At 62.7% G+C, this 19,218-nt stretch carries 17 protein-coding genes; 10 read left to right on the plus strand and 7 right to left on the minus strand.

Annotated features, from left to right (window positions below; genetic code table 11):
* The first annotated feature begins 33 nt into the window (after window positions 1-33).
* A complete protein-coding gene (locus ATE70_RS11780; RefSeq protein WP_058538233.1) occupies window positions 34-1,206 on the plus strand; it encodes a sensor histidine kinase in 1,173 nt (390 codons plus the stop codon).
* Between the two features lie 266 nt (window positions 1,207-1,472).
* Entirely contained in the window at window positions 1,473-2,204 is a 732-nt protein-coding gene (locus ATE70_RS11785; protein WP_056374183.1) for a LytR/AlgR family response regulator transcription factor, read from the plus strand.
* A 64-nt stretch (window positions 2,205-2,268) separates the two neighbouring features.
* On the opposite strand, the gene ATE70_RS11790 is transcribed toward ATE70_RS11785, so the two are convergent.
* The gene (locus ATE70_RS11790; RefSeq protein WP_058538084.1) at window positions 2,269-2,619 is read right to left on the minus strand and encodes a UrcA family protein; all 351 of its coding nucleotides are present in this window, start codon (window positions 2,617-2,619) and stop codon (window positions 2,269-2,271) included.
* Between the two features lie 244 nt (window positions 2,620-2,863).
* On the opposite strand from ATE70_RS11790, the gene ATE70_RS11795 reads away from it, so the two are divergent.
* Window positions 2,864-3,352, plus strand: coding sequence for a hypothetical protein (locus tag ATE70_RS11795; protein ID WP_058538085.1), 489 nt, complete (start codon window positions 2,864-2,866; stop codon window positions 3,350-3,352).
* A gap of 4 nt (window positions 3,353-3,356) precedes the next feature.
* On the opposite strand, the gene ATE70_RS11800 is transcribed toward ATE70_RS11795, so the two are convergent.
* Complete coding sequence (locus ATE70_RS11800; RefSeq protein ID WP_156419681.1) at window positions 3,357-3,758, minus strand: hypothetical protein; 402 nt, start codon at window positions 3,756-3,758, stop codon at window positions 3,357-3,359.
* Window positions 3,759-3,941: 183 nt separating this feature from the next.
* Here ATE70_RS11800 and ATE70_RS11805 point away from each other — a divergent pair, with 183 nt between their 5' ends.
* Window positions 3,942-5,438 (plus strand): BCCT family transporter, encoded by a 1,497-nt coding sequence (locus tag ATE70_RS11805; RefSeq protein ID WP_231732882.1) that lies wholly within the window; start codon window positions 3,942-3,944, stop codon window positions 5,436-5,438.
* Window positions 5,439-5,454: 16 nt separating this feature from the next.
* Here the strand turns inward: ATE70_RS11805 and ATE70_RS11810 are convergent, their stop codons facing one another.
* The gene (locus ATE70_RS11810; RefSeq protein WP_082639423.1) at window positions 5,455-7,533 is read right to left on the minus strand and encodes a M13 family metallopeptidase; all 2,079 of its coding nucleotides are present in this window, start codon (window positions 7,531-7,533) and stop codon (window positions 5,455-5,457) included.
* A 242-nt stretch (window positions 7,534-7,775) separates the two neighbouring features.
* Here ATE70_RS11810 and uvrA point away from each other — a divergent pair, with 242 nt between their 5' ends.
* The 3 genes from uvrA (at window position 7,776) to ATE70_RS11825 (ending at window position 12,076) form a co-directional block, all read left to right on the plus strand.
* A complete protein-coding gene (gene uvrA, locus ATE70_RS11815) occupies window positions 7,776-10,667 on the plus strand; it encodes an excinuclease ABC subunit UvrA (RefSeq protein WP_058538088.1) in 2,892 nt (963 codons plus the stop codon).
* A gap of 129 nt (window positions 10,668-10,796) precedes the next feature.
* Entirely contained in the window at window positions 10,797-11,513 is a 717-nt protein-coding gene (locus ATE70_RS11820; RefSeq protein ID WP_058814539.1) for a hypothetical protein, read from the plus strand.
* A gap of 122 nt (window positions 11,514-11,635) precedes the next feature.
* Window positions 11,636-12,076 (plus strand): nuclear transport factor 2 family protein, encoded by a 441-nt coding sequence (locus ATE70_RS11825; protein WP_058799832.1) that lies wholly within the window; start codon window positions 11,636-11,638, stop codon window positions 12,074-12,076.
* 1 nt (window position 12,077) lies between these two features.
* On the opposite strand, the gene ATE70_RS11830 is transcribed toward ATE70_RS11825, so the two are convergent.
* The 4 genes from ATE70_RS11830 to ATE70_RS24280 all read right to left on the minus strand — a co-directional run bounded on the left by ATE70_RS11830 (window position 12,078) and on the right by ATE70_RS24280 (window position 15,185).
* Window positions 12,078-12,626, minus strand: coding sequence for a hypothetical protein (locus tag ATE70_RS11830; protein ID WP_058538091.1), 549 nt, complete (start codon window positions 12,624-12,626; stop codon window positions 12,078-12,080).
* Window positions 12,627-12,946: 320 nt separating this feature from the next.
* Window positions 12,947-13,255, minus strand: a complete 309-nt coding sequence (locus ATE70_RS11835; protein WP_058538092.1) for a putative quinol monooxygenase — start codon at window positions 13,253-13,255, stop codon at window positions 12,947-12,949.
* Window positions 13,255-13,974, minus strand: coding sequence for a hypothetical protein (locus ATE70_RS24860; protein WP_156419680.1), 720 nt, complete (start codon window positions 13,972-13,974; stop codon window positions 13,255-13,257). The genes ATE70_RS11835 and ATE70_RS24860 overlap by 1 nt, the downstream gene beginning before the upstream one ends.
* Window positions 13,975-13,982: 8 nt before the next feature.
* Window positions 13,983-15,185 (minus strand): AAA family ATPase, encoded by a 1,203-nt coding sequence (locus ATE70_RS24280; protein ID WP_156419679.1) that lies wholly within the window; start codon window positions 15,183-15,185, stop codon window positions 13,983-13,985.
* 169 nt (window positions 15,186-15,354) lie between these two features.
* Between ATE70_RS24280 and ATE70_RS11840 the strand changes: the two genes are divergently transcribed.
* From ATE70_RS11840 to pstA, 3 genes are all read left to right on the plus strand, one after another.
* Entirely contained in the window at window positions 15,355-16,416 is a 1,062-nt protein-coding gene (locus tag ATE70_RS11840) for a substrate-binding domain-containing protein (protein WP_058538093.1), read from the plus strand.
* 174 nt (window positions 16,417-16,590) lie between these two features.
* Entirely contained in the window at window positions 16,591-17,967 is a 1,377-nt protein-coding gene (pstC, locus tag ATE70_RS11845) for a phosphate ABC transporter permease subunit PstC (protein ID WP_058538094.1), read from the plus strand.
* The gene (pstA, locus tag ATE70_RS11850) at window positions 17,960-19,216 is read left to right on the plus strand and encodes a phosphate ABC transporter permease PstA (RefSeq protein WP_058538095.1); all 1,257 of its coding nucleotides are present in this window, start codon (window positions 17,960-17,962) and stop codon (window positions 19,214-19,216) included. Before pstC ends, pstA begins: the two co-directional genes overlap by 8 nt.
* Window positions 19,217-19,218: the final 2 nt, after the last annotated feature.

The raw sequence follows: 19,218 nt of genomic DNA on the forward strand, positions 1-19,218 counted from the left end.
CATCGATCGGCATTTGGCGCTAAAGCCAGCATAATGAATATCTCAAACCGCAAGGATGCGCTGCGCGATCAGCGCGCGAAAATGTTGGCGGCGGCGCCCGACTGGCGCGCCTCCGACGCCCGCGTGAACCCTCGGGTCGCGATCGGATCGATCATCGCGATGTGGGCGATCTATTTCCTGATCACCTCGGTGCTCGCGATGCTGACCGGCGTGCCCGAGCAATGGCCGTCCGCCGGCCGCCGCGCGATCGTCGTCGTCGCCGGTATCTTGTGTACCTTTGTCCTTTATCAACTGCTCCAGCGCGCCCAGCCCCAGAGTTTCGGCGCCCGGCTGGCGGCCGCCTTCGGCGCCGCGGTCCCGCTCGTGATCATCTATGCCACGGTCAATCTGATGGTTTTCTATTATTGGTTTCCGGTTTCCGACAGCGCCAAGATCGTCGAGGAAATGCAGTCGAAATATTCGGTCGCGTGGGAAACGATGCTGATCCTCGACAGCTCGATCCGCTGGTATTTCTTCTTTGCCGTCTGGGCCGCGCTCTATGTCGCGTTCGGCTATGCCAACGAGATGCGCGCTCTCGAACGCCGCGCCAACCATTTCCGAATGGAGGCACAGACCGCGCAGCTCCGCGCGCTGCATTACCAGGTCAATCCGCACTTCCTGTTCAACACGCTCAATTCGCTGTCGACGCTTGTGCTCAAGGGATCGAAGAGCGAGGCCGAGACGATGATCATGAATCTCGCGTCCTTCCTGCGATCGAGCCTCGCGGTCGATCCCGAGCAGCTCGTCAGTCTCGACGAGGAAATCGCGCTCCAGCGCCTCTATCTCGACATCGAGCAGACCCGCTTCCCCGATCGCCTGCAGGTCGAAGTCGCCATGCCGAAAGAGCTGGAAAACGCCTGCGTTCCCGTGCTGATCCTGCAACCGATCATCGAGAATGCGATCAAATATGGCGTTGCGCCGAGTAAGGGAAAGATCGCGGTCCGCCTCACCGCCAGCGCCGAATACGGCCTGCTGGTGCTGCGCATCGAAAACGACATCGATCCGAAGGCACCCGCCCCCGCCTCGGGAACCGGCCTCGGCCTCGGCAATGTGCGCGAACGCCTGCTGACCCGTTATGGTCCCACCGCGGGATGCGAATGGGGTCCTTCGGACAACGGCGGCTTTGTCGTATCGCTGTGGCTGCCATTAGCTCGGGAGGCTTGCTAAGGGTCAGGCCCTACTAATTGCGCGATCGAGGTTTGAAGCGATTTTGTTCAGTGTGAGGAGGCAAGGCGCAGTAATATGTCGATATTTCAAGACTTGTCGACGAGGCACTGGACAAAATCGGTCAAATCCCGAAGGGACGTCGAAATGGCTTCGATCTCGAGCCCGCGCGGCCTTGCGGGTAGCGATGCTACCCGCTGCATCCACCCGGACCCGATATCTTCGCCATTTCGACGCCTCGAACGTGCAATTAGTGGGGCCTGACCCTTATGATCCAGACGCTTCGGACCCTGATCGTCGACGACGAACCGCTGGCGATCGAACGATTGCAGATATTGACCGGCCAGCAGGACGGCGTCTCGCTCGTCGGCACCGCCAGCGACGGCGCCTCGGCGCTCCGCATGGTCGATGCCCTCGCGCCCGACCTCGTGCTCTGCGACATCGCGATGCCCGATCTCAACGGGCTGGAGGTCGCCGCGGCGATCGAGGGGCTCGACAACCCACCCGCGGTCGTCTTCGTTACCGCCTTCGATCGTTATGCGGTGGCGGCGTTCGACGTTGCCGCAGTCGATTATCTGCTCAAGCCCGTGTCGCCCGACCGCCTCGCCCGCGCGCTGTCGCGCGTGCGCGAATGGCGCGCGACCGAGCGCGCGCCGGCGCAAAAAAGCAGATGGATCAATGAATTCTGGGTCCAGAACCGCGGCGAGATGCTGCGCATCGATGCCGGACAGGTCGATTTGATCGAGGCCGAGCGCGACTATATGCGCCTGCATGTCGGCGGCCGCAGCTGGCTGATCCATCAGACGATCAAATCGCTGGAAGCGCGCATGAACCCCGATCAGTTCATGCGCATCCACCGGTCGAAAATGATCCGCCGCGAAGGCATCGTCGGATTAAAGCACCATGGCGACGGCGCGTGGAGCGTCGACCTGGGCGAAGGCGGCGTCCACCGCATCGGACGCACCTATCTCCACGATGTAAAGGCGATCATGCACGCCTGAACAAAAAAGCGGCCATGCCGCAAGGGCATGACCGCCTTTCGGGACAAACATACGGCGGGGTTGGTCAGGGCGCGGCGGCGACGACAATCCGGCCGCGATCGGCCAGGCGGGCGCTTTCGCCGTTGAACAGGCCGGCCAGTTTCACATCGGCGTCGGCCATCGCGCTGTCCTCGCAGCGATTGGCAACGGCACGTTCGCGAAGGCCCTGCCGGTAGTGCAGCCGGGTGCCGCACACTTTCTGAACGGCAAATTTGACGCGGGCGTTCAGCCGCTCGCGGCCGTCGGCGCTCGACAGGTTCAGGTCATCGTAACGCACGACGACGGTATGCCGCTCGCCATCGTCTTCGGCCGCGGCCGGAACCGAAAAACCGGCCAGCGCAACCGGCGCTGCCAGCAGGAAAGAAAATTTCGCCATGGGGGAGTCCTCTCTTCAAAAAGGATGCGGGATACCGGTTGGCGGACCGGGGAGACCGTCTTCCGATATCCCGCAAAGGGGTGATACCCCCTGGACGTCATGAGAATCGCCTTTGGATCGATCGGGGCGGACAGCCGCTCGATTGACAGACGAAGCGCGTCGATCCGTCGACGAATGGCCGGCTGCGGGGCAATATCATGGCGCCGGGCTTGCATCCGGCGCATGTTCATGGCCAAATTGACCGATGGCGAGGAAATTATCTTTCGCTGCGAGTCGCCGCACGGGCGCGCGCCTGTTCCGTTGGTGGGCGCTCGCGCTCGCCGGGGTCACCGGCGGGGCTTTGCTGGGCGAAATGGCCGTCGGGACGCGATTGGGCCGCGGAACCGGCGAGCCCGTATCCTATTCGAACCTCAGCGCCAATCCGGACGCGCTGGCGCCGCAGGGCAGCGGGGCCGCGCCGTGCCTCGACTGCGCGGACAGCTACGGCGTCGCGATGCGGCTGCGGGCGCATCGCGACGACAGGATGCGTGATGACGCTTTTCGCGAACTGGGGGCGATCGACGTCGACCCGCCGATCCTGGCCGATGCCGACGACGACTATCGATATGGCGGCCGTTTTCCCGACCCGGAGCCACCCGCAGCGGCGATGGACGAAGGCCGACTCGCCGCCGCGCCAACCGGCGATCCCTCACCGCCCGACACGACAGCGGAACCGGTGCCCGCCGAATATTGACGCCTTAGCGCGGCGGCGTTGTCGTCGGCGCGGCGCAGCGGGTCGTGTCGCCGGCCTTGCACGCAGCAGCGTCGGCTTCCCATTTCATCCGCTCTTCGGCCGACATCGCGGCGACGCGCGCCTTCTCAGCCTCATAAGCGGCGGTTTCCTCGGTGAACACTTGCTGGTCGTGTGCGACCTGCTGCTGCGCCGCCGACACTTCCTGTGCATAGACCGTGTTGTCGGACCTGGCGCGCGCGGCCTGTTCGGCGTTGAGCCGGGCGGTGTTCGACCGTTCTTCGGCCGTGGTGCCGTCTTTCATCGGTTTCGCCGTCGTCGCCGTATCGGCCGGCGTCTGGAAGGCCGCCGCCTGACCCGAGGCGAGCAGCGCGAGCGCGGCGGTGGCCGCCATCAAATTTCTGGTCATCGAAGCTTCTCCTTCACATCCACATCTCTGCCGATCCAACGCTTTGCCCGATGGGCCGTTCCCGCCCCGAATTGACCTCCCCGATTTGACCTCGAGCGGGGCAAACGTCATGCTGACCCTTCTGACCATGTCCGATCGGCCGATCATTTGCCAGCATTTCCGAAGCATCCCCTCAATCGCCCGGTGTTTTTCACGCCGCTCGCGGTGCTTCTCGCCGCCGTTGTCCTCAGCCTTTGGCAAGCGGCCGCTGTCGTCGCGGCCGAGACGGCGATCAACGACTGGATATTGCGCTATTTCTCCCCGCTCTTCGCCTGGGCGGGGATCGGCTTTCTTGCGCTCCTTGCGGGCATTGCCGTTTCGCCGCTCGGCGGGCGGATCATTGGCGGCCCCGCCGCAAAGCCGATATTGACCCGATGGCGCTGGTTCGCGGTGACGCTCTGCACCACGATCGCCACCGGCATCCTCTTCTGGGGCGCCGCCGAACCCCTCTTCCATCTCAACGATCCGCCTGCGATGCTGGGGCTCGAGGCGGGCAGCGATGCGGCGGCGACCTTCGCCATGTCGACGATGTTCCTGCATTGGACGCTGACGCCCTATGCCATCTACACCGTCGCGGGCCTCGCCTTCGCGCTCGTCTATTATAACCGCCGCGAACCCTTCAGCCTGTCGTCGCTGTTCGTTCCGCTGATCGGCCGGCGCGCGCATGGCCCGGTCGGCACCGGCATCGACATCATCTGCCTTTATGCGCTGGTCGCGGGCATGGCGGCATCGCTCGGCGCCGGCCTGCTCGCGCTCGCGGGCGGGGTCGAGGGGATCGGCGGCTTCGACGGCGGCACGCCACTACGCTGGGCGATTGCAGGAGCGATCGTCGCGAGCTTCCTGATTTCCGCCGCGACGGGCCTGCAAAAGGGCATCGCAGGCCTCTCGGTGCTCAACACCTGGCTGTTCTTCGCGATCATCGCCTTTGTTCTGATTGCGGGGCCGACCGCAGAGATGATCGGCCTGTCGCTGCGCGGAGTGGTCGATTATTTCCAGACCTTCATCCCCCGCAACCTCGGCCTCGACGTCAATACCGGCTGGCATCGGCAATGGACGATCTTCAACTGGGCCAACTGGTTCGCGTGGGCGCCGGTGACCGCGCTTTTCCTTGGCCGCCTCGCGGTGGGATACAGCGTCCGCGCCTTCATTATGTACAACCTCATCCTGCCGTCGCTGTTCGGTGCGGTATGGATGACTGCCATTGCCGGCGCGACCATCGCGTTCGACCAGCAGAGCGGCGCCGGCCTTTACGCCGTCCTGACCGCGCAAGGCCCCGATCCGGTGCTGTTCCGGCTGTTCAGCGCGCTCGGCGGCGGCCCCGTCGTTGCCGGGATCGTGCTGTTCGCCATCTTCCTGTCCTATGTCGCGGGCGCCGACGCCAATGTTTCGGCGATGAGCGCGCTGTCGACGCATGGCATTACGCCCGACGCGCCCGAGGCCCCGCTGTGGGTTCAGGCGGTGTGGGGCATCACCGTCGGCTTGGTCGCAATCGTTCTGGTCGCGGGCGGCGGGATCGACGGCATCCGCATGATGTCGGTGCTCGGCGGCTTTCCCGCGCTGTTCGTCATTGTCGGCGCGGCGCTGTCGCTGGCCGTGATGGCGGTACGGGGACGGCACGAAGCCGCCCCCGCCCAATCCTGAGAAAGGGGTCTCAGGACTACCAGATCCGCGTGCGCTCCTCGGGCTTCAGATAATATTTAGCGCCCGCGGCGACGCTGAACGCCTTGTACCACGCATCGACGTTGCGCACAGGTCCAATGATGCGCCAGCGTGCGGGGCTGTGCGGATCGCTCGCGACCTGCTGTTTGATCGCGTCCTCGCGCTGCTTCGTCCGCCACGCCTGAGCGAAAGCGAGGAAGAAGCGCTGGTCGCCGGTCAGCCCGTCGATCACCGGCGCAGGCTTTCCCCCGAGCGACCGGCGATAGGCGTCATAGGCGACCTCGAGCCCCGCCAGATCGGCGATATTCTCACCCATCGTCAGCTCTGGGTTGATGAACGACCCCGGCGCCGCCTCATAAGTCGCATATTGCGCGCCGAACGCCTTGGCCTGGGCGTCGAAACGCGCCGCATCCTCGGGCGTCCACCAGTCGCGCACCGCGCCCTCGGCGTCGATCTTACGCCCCTGATCGTCGAAGCCATGCGTGATCTCATGGCCAATGACGGCGCCGATCGCGCCATAGTTGACCGCATCGTCGACGTTCTCGCTAAAGTACGGCGCCTGCAAGATACCCGCCGGGAAGACGATCTTGTTCTCCAGCCCGCCATTATAGGCGTTCACTTCCTGCGGGTTCATCGACCATTTCTTGCGATCGACCGGCTTGTTGAGGTCCGACAGCGCATAGGCATATTCGAACGCCGCGCTGCGCTTCACATTGCCGTATAGGTCGGCCGGATCGATCTTCAGCCCCGAATAGTCGCGCCATTTGTCGGGATAACCGACCATGACGTCCATCTTCGCGAGCTTCGCCAGCGCGGCGTCCTTCGTCGCGGGCGCCATCCAGCTGTTGTTCCGGATGCGGTCGCCCATTGCGAGTTTCAGGTTGGTGACGAGCACCTCCATCTTCGCCTTCGCGCTCGCGGGGAAATATTGCTTCGAATAGGTTTCGCCGACCAGTTCGCCGAGGCTGCCGTCGACCAACGTCAGCCCGCGCTTCCAGCGCGGACGCAGCTCGCCGACGCCGCTCAGCGCCTTGGTATATTCGAAGCGGCTGTCGACGAACGCCTTCGACAGATAGGGCGCGGCATTGTCGGCGACATGGAACTGCTGCCACAGCTTGATCGTGTCGAGCGGCGTCTTGGCATAGAGCGCGGCAATATCGCGCACCGCGGTCTTTTCATTGACGATGATGCGCTTTTGCGGCGCGATGCCCGATCCCGCGAACCACGCCTTCCAGTCGAGCCCCGGGGCATAGGCCGCGAGTTCTTCTGCCGACATCGGGTTGTTGATCTTACCGATGTCGCGGCGGTCGGCGATCGCCCAGCTGACCTTCGCGATCTCGGTTTCGAACGCCATGATCGCATCGGCCGCCTTTTCGGGGTCGGCATTGCCCGCCATCTTCATCGTCCGCGCGATATAGGCGCGGTAGGCGTCGCGCTGCGGCTTGAAGCTGTCGTTCAGATAATAGTCGCGCTCGGGAAGGCCGATCCCCGCCTGCCCCAGCCACAGCACGTTGACGGTTGGGTCGGCGGTGTCCGCGTAAGGCCCGCCGCTGACGATCGTCGAACCGAACGTCCCCTGCGTGCCGCCCATGAAGCGCGCCATCTCGCTCTTGTCCTTGATCGCCGCGACTGCGGCGATGTCGGCCATCAGCGGCTTGGCGGCGAGCGTTTCAACGCGCGCCTCGTCCATGAAGCTCTGATACAGGCCGCCGACCTGGCTCGCCGCGGGCGCGCCCGCAACGACCGCGCGGAGCTGACGCTGGGTCAGGTTATAGACATCATAGTCCACCCCCGCCGACGCCTGATCCGACGGGATTTCGGTGCGCGCGAACCAGCCGCCATTGGCGTAGCGATCGAAATCGTCGCCGGGCTTCACCGACGGATCGCGCGCGTCGAGGTCGACACCCCATTTGCCGAAGGTCAGCGCCTTCAGCGATCCCGCCGACGAAGCGTCACCCTCCTCAGCGGCCGCAACCAATAGCGTTGCATTGACGCCCACTTCGCTCGCCACCGCCGGTACAGCGGCCAGCGCAGCTACCATCGCCATTCCCGCGGCGCCCCAAAAAAAGCTCTTCATTTCCCCAGTCTCCCGATTGCCTGCACCGTCGGGTCGAGACGGCGCACATGGTCATTCTTGTCCGCCTGTGACGCCAAGCGGTCAAGCAAGCGACACGACGCTTGGTCGAAGCCTTTGGGATGTTGGTGGAAAGGCTGGTCAGCGCACGCGCATTGCGGTGCGGCTCTTGCCGCCCTATCTATCGTGCAACCGCGCAAAACCGCACTTGCGCCTTTAGAACAAATCTGGAACAAACCCTCCCCATGAGTCTCACCCATATTTCCGTACGCGGCGCGCGCGAGCATAATCTCAAGGGCGTCGACGTCGACCTGCCGCGCGACGCGCTGATCGTCATCACCGGTCTGTCGGGCAGCGGCAAATCGTCGCTAGCTTTCGACACCATCTATGCCGAGGGCCAGCGGCGCTATGTCGAGAGCCTGTCGGCTTACGCGCGCCAGTTCCTCGAGATGATGCAAAAGCCCGACGTCGAGCATATCGACGGGCTGTCGCCGGCGATCAGCATCGAGCAGAAGACGACGAGCCGGAACCCGCGCTCGACCGTCGCCACGGTCACCGAAATCTACGATTATATGCGCCTGCTGTGGGCGCGCGTCGGCATCCCCTATTCGCCGGCGACCGGCGAGCCGATTTCGGCGCAGACCGTCACCGACATGGTCGACCGCGTGATGGCGCTGCCCGAAGGAACGCGCGCCTATCTGCTCGCCCCCGTCGTGCGCGGGCGCAAGGGCGAGTATAAGAAGGAACTCGCGCAGTGGCAGAAGGACGGCTTCACGCGCGTCCGCATCGACGGTGAATTCTACGAAATCGGCGAGGCGCCGGCGCTAGACAAGAAATACAAGCATGACATCGAAGTTGTCGTCGACCGTATCGCGGTGCGCGAGGGGCTCGGCACGCGGCTCGCCGACAGTTTCGAGACGGCATTGAAGCTCGCCGAAGGGCTCGCCTATGTCGACCTCGCCGATGGCCCGGTTCCGGGGCGCGAGGAGGAAGATACGGGCGGCGCGATGAAGGGCGCGGGCATCCCCGCGAACCGGCTGATCTTTTCCGAAAAATTCGCCTGCCCCGTGTCGGGCTTCACGATCGCCGAGATCGAACCGCGGCTGTTCAGCTTCAACGCGCCGCAGGGCGCGTGCCCCGCGTGCGACGGGCTCGGCGAGCGGCAGGAGTTCGATCCCGATCTCGTCGTCCCGAACCATGCGCTGAGCCTGAAAAAGGGCGCGGTGGTGCCGTGGGCCAAATCGAACCCGCCCTCGCCTTATTATATGCAGGTGCTCGAAAGCCTCGGCAAAGCCTATGGCTTCGACCTGACGACGCCGTGGCAGGACCTGCCCGGCGAGGTGCAACTGATCATCCTCTATGGCAGCGGCGGCAAACCCGTCGAGCTGACTTTCAAGGACGGCAAGCGCAGCTACACGACGCATAAGGCGTTCGAGGGCGTGATCGGCAACCTCAACCGCCGCCTGCTTCAGACCGAAAGCGCGTGGATGCGCGAGGAGCTGAGCAAATATCAGGCGCCGCATCCGTGCGAGACGTGCCACGGCGCGCGCCTGCGCCCCGAACCGCTCGCGGTGAAGATCGCGGGCGAGGATATCAGCATGTCGGCACAGCGCAGCGTCGCCGACGCGCTCGGCTGGTTCAGCACGCTCGACGAAAAGCTGAACGACACGCAGAAACAGATTGCCAAGGCGATCCTGAAAGAGATCAACGAGCGGCTCGGCTTCCTCAACAATGTCGGGCTCGATTACCTCAACCTCAACCGCACCTCAGGCACGCTCAGCGGCGGCGAAAGCCAGCGCATCCGCCTCGCCTCGCAGATCGGTTCGGGGCTGTCGGGCGTGCTCTACGTCCTCGACGAGCCGAGCATCGGCCTCCACCAGCGCGACAACGACCGCCTGCTCGCGACGCTCAAGCGCCTCCGCGACCTCGGCAATACGGTGATCGTCGTCGAGCATGACGAGGACGCGATCCGCCACGCCGATTATGTCGTCGACATGGGCCCCGGCGCGGGGCTGCACGGCGGCGAGATCGTCGCCGAGGGCACGCTGGAACAGGTGCTCGCGAACACGAAGAGCCTCACCGCGGCCTACCTCACCGGTGCGAAGAAGATCGAAGTGCCCAAGCACCGCCGCAAGGGCAATGGCTTCGACCTCGTGCTCAAGGGCGCGCGCGCCAACAATCTTCAGAATGTCACCGCGAAGATCCCGCTCGGCACCTTCACCTGCGTCACCGGCCTGTCGGGCAGCGGCAAGTCGAGCCTGATCATCGACACGCTCTATGCCAGCGCCGCGCGCGTGCTCAACGGCGCGCGGATGATCGCGGGGCCGCACGACAGTCTGAAAGGGCTCGAGCATTGCGACAAGGTCATCGACATCGACCAGTCGCCGATCGGCCGCACCCCGCGTTCGAACCCCGCGACATATACCGGCGCCTTCACGATCATCCGCGACTGGTTCGCAGGGCTGCCCGAAAGCCAGGCGCGCGGCTACAAGCCCGGGCGCTTCAGCTTCAACGTCAAGGGCGGGCGCTGCGAGACCTGCACCGGCGACGGCCTGATCAAGATCGAGATGCACTTCCTGCCCGACGTCTATGTGACGTGCGAGACGTGCCACGGCAAACGCTACAACCGCGAAACGCTCGAGGTGAAGTTCAAGGGCCACAGCATCGCCGACGTGCTCGACATGACGGTCGAGGACGCGGCGGAGTTCTTCAAAGCGGTGCCCTCGATCCGCGAAAAGATGGCGATGCTCGTCCGCGTGGGCCTGGGCTATATCAAGGTCGGGCAACAGGCGACGACGCTGTCGGGGGGCGAGGCGCAGCGCGTCAAGCTCGCCAAGGAATTGTCGCGCCGCTCGACCGGACAGACGCTCTACATCCTCGACGAACCGACCACCGGCCTCCATTTCGAGGATGTCCGCAAATTGCTCGAAGTGCTCCAGGCGCTCGTCGATCAGGGCAACAGCGTGATCGTGATCGAGCATAATCTCGACGTCATCAAAACCGCCGACTATATCCTCGACCTCGGCCCCGAGGGCGGGGTCAAGGGCGGCGAAATCGTCGCCGCGGGCACGCCCGAGCAAGTGGTGAAGGAGAAGCGCAGCTTCACCGGCCAGTATCTGGCGCCGTTACTGAAGTAATTGCCGTACTCCTACTGGATTGACAGGGCACTGACAGCCCTGCAAGTAATCCTTGGCCGCACTCTGCGGCTTGGGGGAAAATGGATGAATTACCTGAGGGGCGCGGCCGCTTTTGCGGCCTCTTTTACCATGCTTTCGATTTCGGTTCAGGCGCAGGAAGCCGCGGCACCGGCCGTGACGGCCGAGCCCGCCGCCGTCGCCGAACCTGCCGCCACGCCGGCTGCGGTTCCGGCGGTTGTCGCCGCACCCGCGCTCGCCGTCGCGGCGCCGGCGCCCGGGCTGATGCTGCCGTCCTATACCGAAGTGATCCTGACGCCCGACGCCGAGGCGAACAGCAAGAAGTTGCGCGAAGGGCACACGATCCCGATGCACACCGTCTTCGACGTGATGCACAATGGCGTCGTCGTGATCCCGAAGGGCACGCGCGGCATGGGCACCGTGACCTGGCGCACCGGCAAGGGCGCGTTCGGCAAGTCGGCGAAGATGGAAGTCACCTTCAACGAACTGACGCTGCCGAACGGCCATCGCCTGCCGCTGGCGGGCATGCACCGGCAGGAGGGTGAGGGCAACACCGGTGCCGCGATCGGCGCGGCAATCGCGGTCGGCGTGTTCGGCGCCTTCGTCACCGGCAAATCGGCGATCATCCCGAACGGCCAGCATCTGATGGCACGGACGAACGAGGCGCTGGCCTATTCGATCCCGGCGGGTGCGGTGATCATCCCGACCGCGCAGCTGGCCCCCGCGGCGAGCGTTGCGGTGGTGACGCCCGCCGCGGCGGTGACGCCCGCAGCCGAAGCGCCGGCCCCGGCCGCGCCCGCGGCCGGCAGCACCCCGACCACCGACTGAATGGACCGAAGAATGGGGGTCCCGAACGAGATTTCGGGACCCCTCTCTTCGCGACTCCCGCTGGAGAAACCGCGCAGAGGCGGCTAGGCTGCGCGCATGATTTGCGGCGGGAGCTTCATGCGATGCCTATCGATCCTGTACGCCTTGCCCTTTCCTTCATCGCGGCGCTGCTGACGGCGGGACCCGCATTGGCGGCGCCAGCGCCCTCCTCACCCGAAGCCGCGCTCGAAGCCTATGTCGACGGGCTGCGCACGGGGCGGGTCGAGCGGCTGCAGGCGCTGTTCCTGCCCGACGGGCAATTCTGCACGCTGGCCGAAGGCGGCGCGGCGGCGCCAGTCGATTGCAAGCGCTTCGCCGAAGTGCTCGGCGACTGGGCGGCGCGCCCCGATCCCGCCGCGACCGGGCGCGTGCTCGACCGCCGCGACGCGACGCCGTCGATGAGCGCGGTCACCTATGAACTGCATTTCGGCGGCGACCGCTACGTCGACCAGCTCCTGCTCTATCGCACCGACGCCGGATGGCGCGTCGTCGCCAAGACCACCGCGGTCACCGCCGCCCGGTAAATCAGTGCCACACCGCCGAGAGCGGGTAGAGCGCGATCAGCCAGATCAGGCAGGCGCACACGATACGCCGGTCCTTTGCCGCGATCGCGAGCAGCGCGACGGGGAAGAAGCTCCAGGTGATCACGATGTTGCGCGGGTCGACGGGCGGCGATTTCGCAAGCACCACAACAGTGGCGAGCAGCGCGACGTTGCAGAACAGGATGCCGCCGAGGACCTTGCGATAATGTTTGTCGAAATGCGCGCCGAGGTCGCCCCACGCCTCGGCATCGTCGGGAAAGACCAGGCTCGCCGCGATGAAATAGGTGGCGGTGACAATAAAGCCGCCGAACAGCACCGGCCAGCTCAGCGGCAACAGGTCGCGCATCGCCCAGCCGTACATCCAGAAGGTGACGACGTCGCCCGACACGAACAGCCCGAGCAGCGCGGTCGGCCAGCCGATGCGGACGCGGTGGCTGGCCTTCAGCGCCTTCGCCAGCCCGCCGAGGCCCTCGGCGAGCGCGAGGCCGAGGATCAGCCCGAACAGCGAAAAGATGAATTCGAACCCGCTCATATGCCCCCGGCCATTCCCCGAAACGCCACCCTGCCTCGCTTAAAGCCACAAAAGCCCCGCATGCGCGATGCGATTTTGTGTCCTTTGTGGCTTTAAGCCGCCGCGCCGACGGCGCCCGCCGACACATATTGCCGTGGCGCGCGCATCGCCCAAAGGAAAGGTCCAAGCGATGGTGGCACGGCAACATATTGTAGGACAGCGGTTTTTTAAGCCCCTCCCGCTTGCGGGAGGGGTTTGGGGAGGGCCTGTAAACCAACCCGTCCCGCCTTCCTGGAACATACCTTCCCCCAACCCCTCCCTGAAGGGAGCGGAGTATCAGGTCAGCCCATCAGCTTCGCGGTAATATCCTCGGCGGCAAAAATCCGGATCATCGGCCGCTGCGGCGACAGCGCGCGCATTTCGGCGACGAAAGCGGCGGATGCGGGCACCGCGAAATGGGCGCGGACCGCGTCGATGCTCTCCCACTCTTCGACAAAGACGAGCCGCATCGCATCCTCGACATCGACATGGCAATGATGCGCCAGACACCCCGCCTCGCCGCGCGACCGCGCGCTATGCTCGGCGCCGAGCGCAATCATGCGTTCGCGATGCTCGGGGGTCATGATGACGTGGCCGGTAATGAGGATCATCACAAACGCCCAGCAACGACCATGGAAAATCGATCCATTAAACTCCGCTTAACGCTTTCTCTCCATTCGACGGCTTGCAGCACGCCGATTTCCATCAAGTTAGATTTGCTATATCGTGAAGCTCTGTTCTTAGAACTAAGCTGCCTAACGAGTAATGCCAACAGGGTTTTCCCCCTTAGAAGCTGATCATACTTAGAACCTATGGTATCTTCCCAAAATTTTTTTCGATTTGCCAGTCCGCACACAGCATGAGATTGCAGAATATTATTCGGATGGCGTGAAAGTTGCGTATCCAATCCGTTGAGCGAGTCTTCAAGCTCGCTTGCATACCAATTCACAACAATCTTTAGCTCAGCCAAAAAACTTGCTCTCTCATTACCCGTCATAAGGCTATATAAATCGGAGTTTAATATTACATCATTTTCTATAGAATATCCGAGCGTAAACAATACGTTGTCTCCAATAACCTCATCGGGAATCCTAGAATAAACCCACGTATCTAAATCCACTATCGCCAAACATCTCGACAGAGCCTCTGGCGACAACGAACTAATTACTTCTAAAACCAAATCTCTTCCGCAAAGCGGCATAAAAGAGATTCCCTGCTCGGAAAGCTCTGCCTCGATCCGAGCGAAGGTGAAATAATCTCCCTGCCCTTCCAATATCACCGTTAAAAGCGATGATCTTTCAATGGTAGCGATTGCCTCAATGGCGGTCACACTTCCCGTCACAGATCCACCTGCTCATCGCCACGTAAATCAGCTAGTTTGATTTCCTTATCAGGAAACTTAGAATATATAAACGGCGAGTGAGTTGCTATTATAAATTGATTGGACTGCCCCTGTGATTGCAATGTAGGAAATAGAGTCCTTTGCCAATCAACATGCAAACTAAGCTCGGGTTCATCTATAAAAACAACAGAATTCTGATTGAAAGCATTGTAACATATAAAACTCAGCATCTGTTTTTCACCAGCAGAAAGAGAATCCGAGTTTATTGCATTCGCCGCTTGTCCAAACGTAATTCTATTTGAAATCTTGATTCCTGAGTGCCTAAATATCTTGGTAGCCAAATCTTGAACGGCCTGCAGCGGAAGGAGAATCTTCTCACGCTCGGCCTCCGCGTGCTCAATTTTATTAACGGTATCCTGAAGAAGCCTACGAAGATGGACCAGCTCCTCGTCATCTGACGTAGAAGTCGATTGATTGAACTGTCTGATATTATCGACGACTGCCTGAGACATTTCCCGTTGCGTCGAATTTGCTAGCTCAGACATTGCAGTGTACTGGTTGAGGAGAAGCTCTGACACATCTACGGTCGATATAGATGTCACGAATGTATGCTTCTTACTGGAAAGTTCACGGGAAATCTTGAGAAGAGCCTCTTGAAGCTCGTTTTTTGATCGAGCAGTGTTAAAAAGAAGAGATTGCTCAAATGCCGACCCCGCTCGTTTCTTTTCCGTAGAAAACCCACCTTCAATTCGGCGAAATGTTGGGAAAAATAGAGACCCACCTTTGTCGGTTATATAGTCTCGCACCGCGTCTCTAGCATCTAGATCTATATCGCCATCGTCACCACGATGGTCCTCTAGAATATACTCTCCACTTGAATCAGATATTTCGGCTCGGCACGTATCATCCCTAATTTTTACGAGGTTAATTTTGTATACATCCGTTTCTACAGTTATTGACGAAAAATCGATCTCTTGAAGAGCTTGCGTGATATTTCCGCTCACTACATACCATAGCAATTTGAGGATCGTTGTTTTGCCTGATCCGTTCAGCCCTGTAATGATCACGAAGTCCTTATCAAACTCGTGCCGCTGACTCATTTTTTTCCCAAATAGCCCTGAGACCGTCATCGACTTGATATACACAGAACCTCCCCTAGCACCGCCGCTACGCTTGGGGTTTTGAATGCCCTCGGGCACACAATCAAGACTTCATTGAATTCACTGCCTCCTAGAGTAGCGCCACCATGACACTTATATGACACTCCCTGTCACATACACGTCACACAATTCCCCCAAATGGCCCTCAGCGAGTCGCCGCGGGGGTGGTGGCTTGGATCGGTAACGACCCCCACCACAGGATTATCTCATGCTGCAGAAATTCGCTCCCAGGTTGCTTGGCGTCGCTGGTGCCGCGACGTGCGCGCTGGCGCTTTCCGCGTGTCAGGATCAGGCGTCTTCGGGCGGCGGTGCGCGCGATTATATCAGTGCGGTCGGTTCGTCGACCGTCTATCCCTTTGCCACCGCGGTCGGCGAAAAGTTCGCCGAAGCGACGGGCAACAAGACTCCCAAGATCGACAGCACCGGCACCGGCGGCGGCTTCGAGCGTTTCTGCTCGGGTGTCGGCGGCGACACCCCCGACGTCGCGAACGCGTCGCGCCGCATCAAGAAAAAGGAATTCGACACCTGCGCCGCGAACGGCGTCAAGGACATCGTCGAAATCCAGGTCGGCATTGACGGCATCGCCCTCGGCGAAGCGTCGCGCGGCCCCGGCTTCAAGCTGTCGGAAGAAGATGTTTACAAGGCGCTCGCCGCCAACCCCTATGGCAAGCCGAACACCGCGAAGACGTGGAAGGACGTGAACCCCGCGCTCCCCGCGGTCGCGATCTCGGTCTTTGGCCCGCCGTCGACCAGCGGCACGTACGACGCGTTCAAGGAGCTGATCCTCGGCAAGGGCTGCGACGCCAATGCGGAGATGAAGGCGCTGAAGGACAGCGACAAGGAAAAGCATGAGGCGACCTGCACCACGCTGCGCGGCGCGCCTTATTATGTCGAGCAGGGCGAGAATGATAACCTCATCATCTCGAAGCTCGACAAGAACCCGACGAGCCTCGGCATCTTCGGCTTCAGCTATCTCGATGCCAACAAGGACAAGATCAAGGCGGTTCCGGTGCAGGGCGTCGCCCCGACCTATGCGGCGATCGCCGACGGCAGCTATCCCGGTTCGCGTCCGCTCTTCATCTATGTGAAGAAGGCGCATGTCGGCGTCGTCCCCGGTCTCGCCGAATATGTCGCCGAGTTCCTGAAGGGTGCTGGCGAAGGCGGGTATCTGAACGCCAAGGGCCTGATCGTGTCGCCGAAGGCGATCGCGGACACCGCCGCGGCGAACGGCAAGGGCATGACCGCGCTGAACGGCGCCGAGCTGAAGTAACGCAATTAGACGGCTCTCCCCCTCTCCGTTCGTGTCGAGCTTCACCGCCTCTCCGTTCGCATCGAGCGAAGTCGAGATGCCCCGAAGTCCGGCACTGCCGATGGGTGTCTCGACTTCGCTCGACACGAGCGGAAATGGGATGCTCGATGCGAACGGAAATTTTTGGACTGAGAAGTGACCTTCAACGCCGCCGCCCTTTTGCTTTTGATCGCGGGTCTCGCGCTGATCGGCTGGCTCGCCGGTCGCGCGCGGTCGAACCTGCTTGCCGGCCGTGCGGGGGCGAAGCTCCATTCGCGCCCGCAATATCATGGCTGGTATGTCGCGCTGTGGCTGTTCGCCCCCGCGGCGCTGTTTCTTGCCGTCTGGTCGTCGGTCTCGCCGGCGCTGATCACCAATCAGGTGCTCGCGACCGAGGCTGCGCAATCGCTGCCGTCGTTCGGGTTCGAGCGCGGGGCGATCCTTTCGGATGCGCGCGCCGTGGCGCAGGGCCAGCAGGCCGACGTGCGGCTGCCCGCCGCGGCGCCGCTGGTGAAACCCTATGCCGATGCGAGCCACAAATATGCGTGGATCGGCATCGCCGCGATGCTCGCGCTGGCGCTCGCGGGCGGGCTTTATGCCTTCACGCGGATCAAACCCGATTTCCGCGCGCGGACGCGGGTCGAAAAGATCGTGATGCTGGTGCTGCTGCTCGCGTCGCTCGTCGCGATCCTCACAACCTTTGGCATCGTGCTCTCGCTGCTCTTTGAATCGATCCGCTTCTTCCGCCTCGTCTCGCCCGCCGAATTGCTGTTCGGCACCGAATGGGCGCCGACGAGCGGGGCGCCGCAGCCCGACACCTTTGGCGGCATTCCCTTGTTCTGGGGTACGATCCTGATCGGCGCGATCATCGCGATGATCGTCGCGATCCCGATCGGGATGATGACCGCGGTCTACCTCACCCAATATGCCGCCCCGCGCGTGCGCCAGTGGGTAAAGCCGTGCCTCGAGATCCTCGCGGGCGTGCCGACCGTCGTCTACGGCTATTTCGCCGCGCTGACCGTCGCGCCGGCCTTGCGCGAATTCGCGGTGATGCTCGGCATTCCGAACGCCTCGACCGAAAGCGCGCTTGCCGCGGGTATCGTGATGGGCGTGATGATCATCCCCTTCGTCTCCTCGATGGCTGACGACAGCATCAACGCGGTGCCGCAGGCGATGCGCGATGGCTCGCTGGCGCTCGGCGCGACGCCGAACGAGACGATCCGTCAGGTGCTGATCCCCGCCGCGCTTCCGGGCGTGATGGGCGGCATATTGCTCGCGGTCAGCCGCGCGATCGGCGAGACGATGATCGTGGTGATGGCGGCGGGCCTGTCGGCCAACATGACCGCCAACCCCTTTGCCAGCGTCACCACGGTGACCGCGCAGATCGTGAAATTGCTCACCGGCGATCAGGAGTTCGACAGCGCGAAAACGCTCGCCGCCTTCGCGCTGGGGCTCGTCCTCTTCATCGTCACGCTGCTGCTCAACATCGTCGCGCTGCGCATCGTCAAAAGATATCGTGAAGCTTATGAATAGGCAAACCGCCCCCACCGACTGGAAAGGCGCCGTGATGCAGTCCCGCATCGCGAAGCGCTACGCCGCCGAACGCCGCTTCAAGCTGATGGGGCTGGGCGCGGTGCTGCTCTCGGGCGCTTTCCTCGCTTTCCTGCTCTTCGTGATGGTCGGCAACGGCGCGCGCGGCTTCATGTATACGCATGTCGCGGTGCCCGTCGATTTCAAGGCGATGCCGCTGACGATCGACACCTCGCGCCTCGGCGATGCCGACGCCGACCAAGTGATCGCGAACGCCGGGCTCGCCGACATCGTCGCCTTTGCCGCCGACGAGGCGCTCGGGCCGGATGGATCGAAGCTGATTTCCGAAAATGCATGGAAGGAAGTGCGCAGCGCGATCAAGGACGATCCCGAATTGCTGGGCGGCAAGACGGTGTTCGAACTGCCCGCCGCGTCCGAAGTCGATATCGCCGCCAAGGAAGGCGCCAAGGGCGCGCTCGGCGCAAAGGTCGATGCGCTGGAGAAGGACGGCAAGCTGTCGACCGGGATCCACTGGCCCTTCTTCAAGAATGCCGACGCCACCGACCCCGCGGTCGCGGGCATCTGGGGCGCGCTCAAGGGCTCGGTGCTGACGATCTTCATCGCCTTCCTCATCGCCTTCCCGACCGGGGTGCTCGCGGCGCTCTATCTGGAAGAATATGCGCCGAAGAACCGCTGGACCGACCTCATCGAAGTGTCGATCAACAACCTCGCCGCGGTGCCCTCGATCATCTTCGGCCTGCTCGCGCTCGCGGTGTTCATCAACTGGTTCGGCCTCTGCCAGGCGAGCCCGCTCGTCGGCGGGCTGACGCTCGCGCTGATGACGATGCCGGTGATCGTGATCGCCAGCCGCAACGCGATCAAGTCGGTGCCGCCGTCGATCCGCGATGCCGCATTGGGCGTCGGCGCGAGCCCCGTGCAGGTGGTGTTCCACCATGTCCTGCCGCTTGCGCTGCCCGGCATCCTCACCGGCACGATCATCGGCATGGCGCGCGCGCTGGGCGAGACCGCGCCTTTGCTCCTCGTCGGCATGCGCGCCTTTATCGGCGACGTTCCGGGCGGCATCTGCTCGCCGTCGACCTTGCTGCCGATGCAGATCTTCCTCTGGTCGGACGAAGTCGACCGGGGCTTTGTCGAGAAAACCTCCGCCGCGATCATCGTGCTGCTTATCGTGCTGCTGTCGATGAACGCCTTTGCGATCTATCTTCGCAACAAATTCGAAAAACGCTGGTGACC

The organism is Sphingopyxis sp. H053, assembly GCF_001468225.1.
GTDB lineage: Bacteria > Pseudomonadota > Alphaproteobacteria > Sphingomonadales > Sphingomonadaceae > Sphingopyxis.

Bases quoted from the DNA above. Each gene is read 5' to 3' on its own strand.
- ATE70_RS11780 (WP_058538233.1), top strand. From the start codon at position 34: ATGAATATCTCAAACCGCAAGGATGCGCTGCGCGATCAGCGCGCGAAA.
- ATE70_RS11840 (WP_058538093.1), top strand. From the start codon at position 15,355: ATGCTGCAGAAATTCGCTCCCAGGTTGCTTGGCGTCGCTGGTGCCGCG.
- ATE70_RS11785 (WP_056374183.1), top strand. From the start codon at position 1,473: ATGATCCAGACGCTTCGGACCCTGATCGTCGACGACGAACCGCTGGCG.
- ATE70_RS11825 (WP_058799832.1), top strand. From the start codon at position 11,636: ATGCCTATCGATCCTGTACGCCTTGCCCTTTCCTTCATCGCGGCGCTG.
- ATE70_RS11800 (WP_156419681.1), bottom strand. From the start codon at position 3,758: ATGACCAGAAATTTGATGGCGGCCACCGCCGCGCTCGCGCTGCTCGCC.
- pstA (WP_058538095.1), top strand. From the start codon at position 17,960: ATGAATAGGCAAACCGCCCCCACCGACTGGAAAGGCGCCGTGATGCAG.
- ATE70_RS11835 (WP_058538092.1), bottom strand. From the start codon at position 13,255: ATGATCCTCATTACCGGCCACGTCATCATGACCCCCGAGCATCGCGAA.
- ATE70_RS11795 (WP_058538085.1), top strand. From the start codon at position 2,864: ATGGCGAGGAAATTATCTTTCGCTGCGAGTCGCCGCACGGGCGCGCGC.
- ATE70_RS11830 (WP_058538091.1), bottom strand. From the start codon at position 12,626: ATGAGCGGGTTCGAATTCATCTTTTCGCTGTTCGGGCTGATCCTCGGC.
- uvrA (WP_058538088.1), top strand. From the start codon at position 7,776: ATGAGTCTCACCCATATTTCCGTACGCGGCGCGCGCGAGCATAATCTC.
- ATE70_RS11790 (WP_058538084.1), bottom strand. From the start codon at position 2,619: ATGGCGAAATTTTCTTTCCTGCTGGCAGCGCCGGTTGCGCTGGCCGGT.
- ATE70_RS11820 (WP_058814539.1), top strand. From the start codon at position 10,797: ATGCTTTCGATTTCGGTTCAGGCGCAGGAAGCCGCGGCACCGGCCGTG.
- ATE70_RS11810 (WP_082639423.1), bottom strand. From the start codon at position 7,533: ATGAAGAGCTTTTTTTGGGGCGCCGCGGGAATGGCGATGGTAGCTGCG.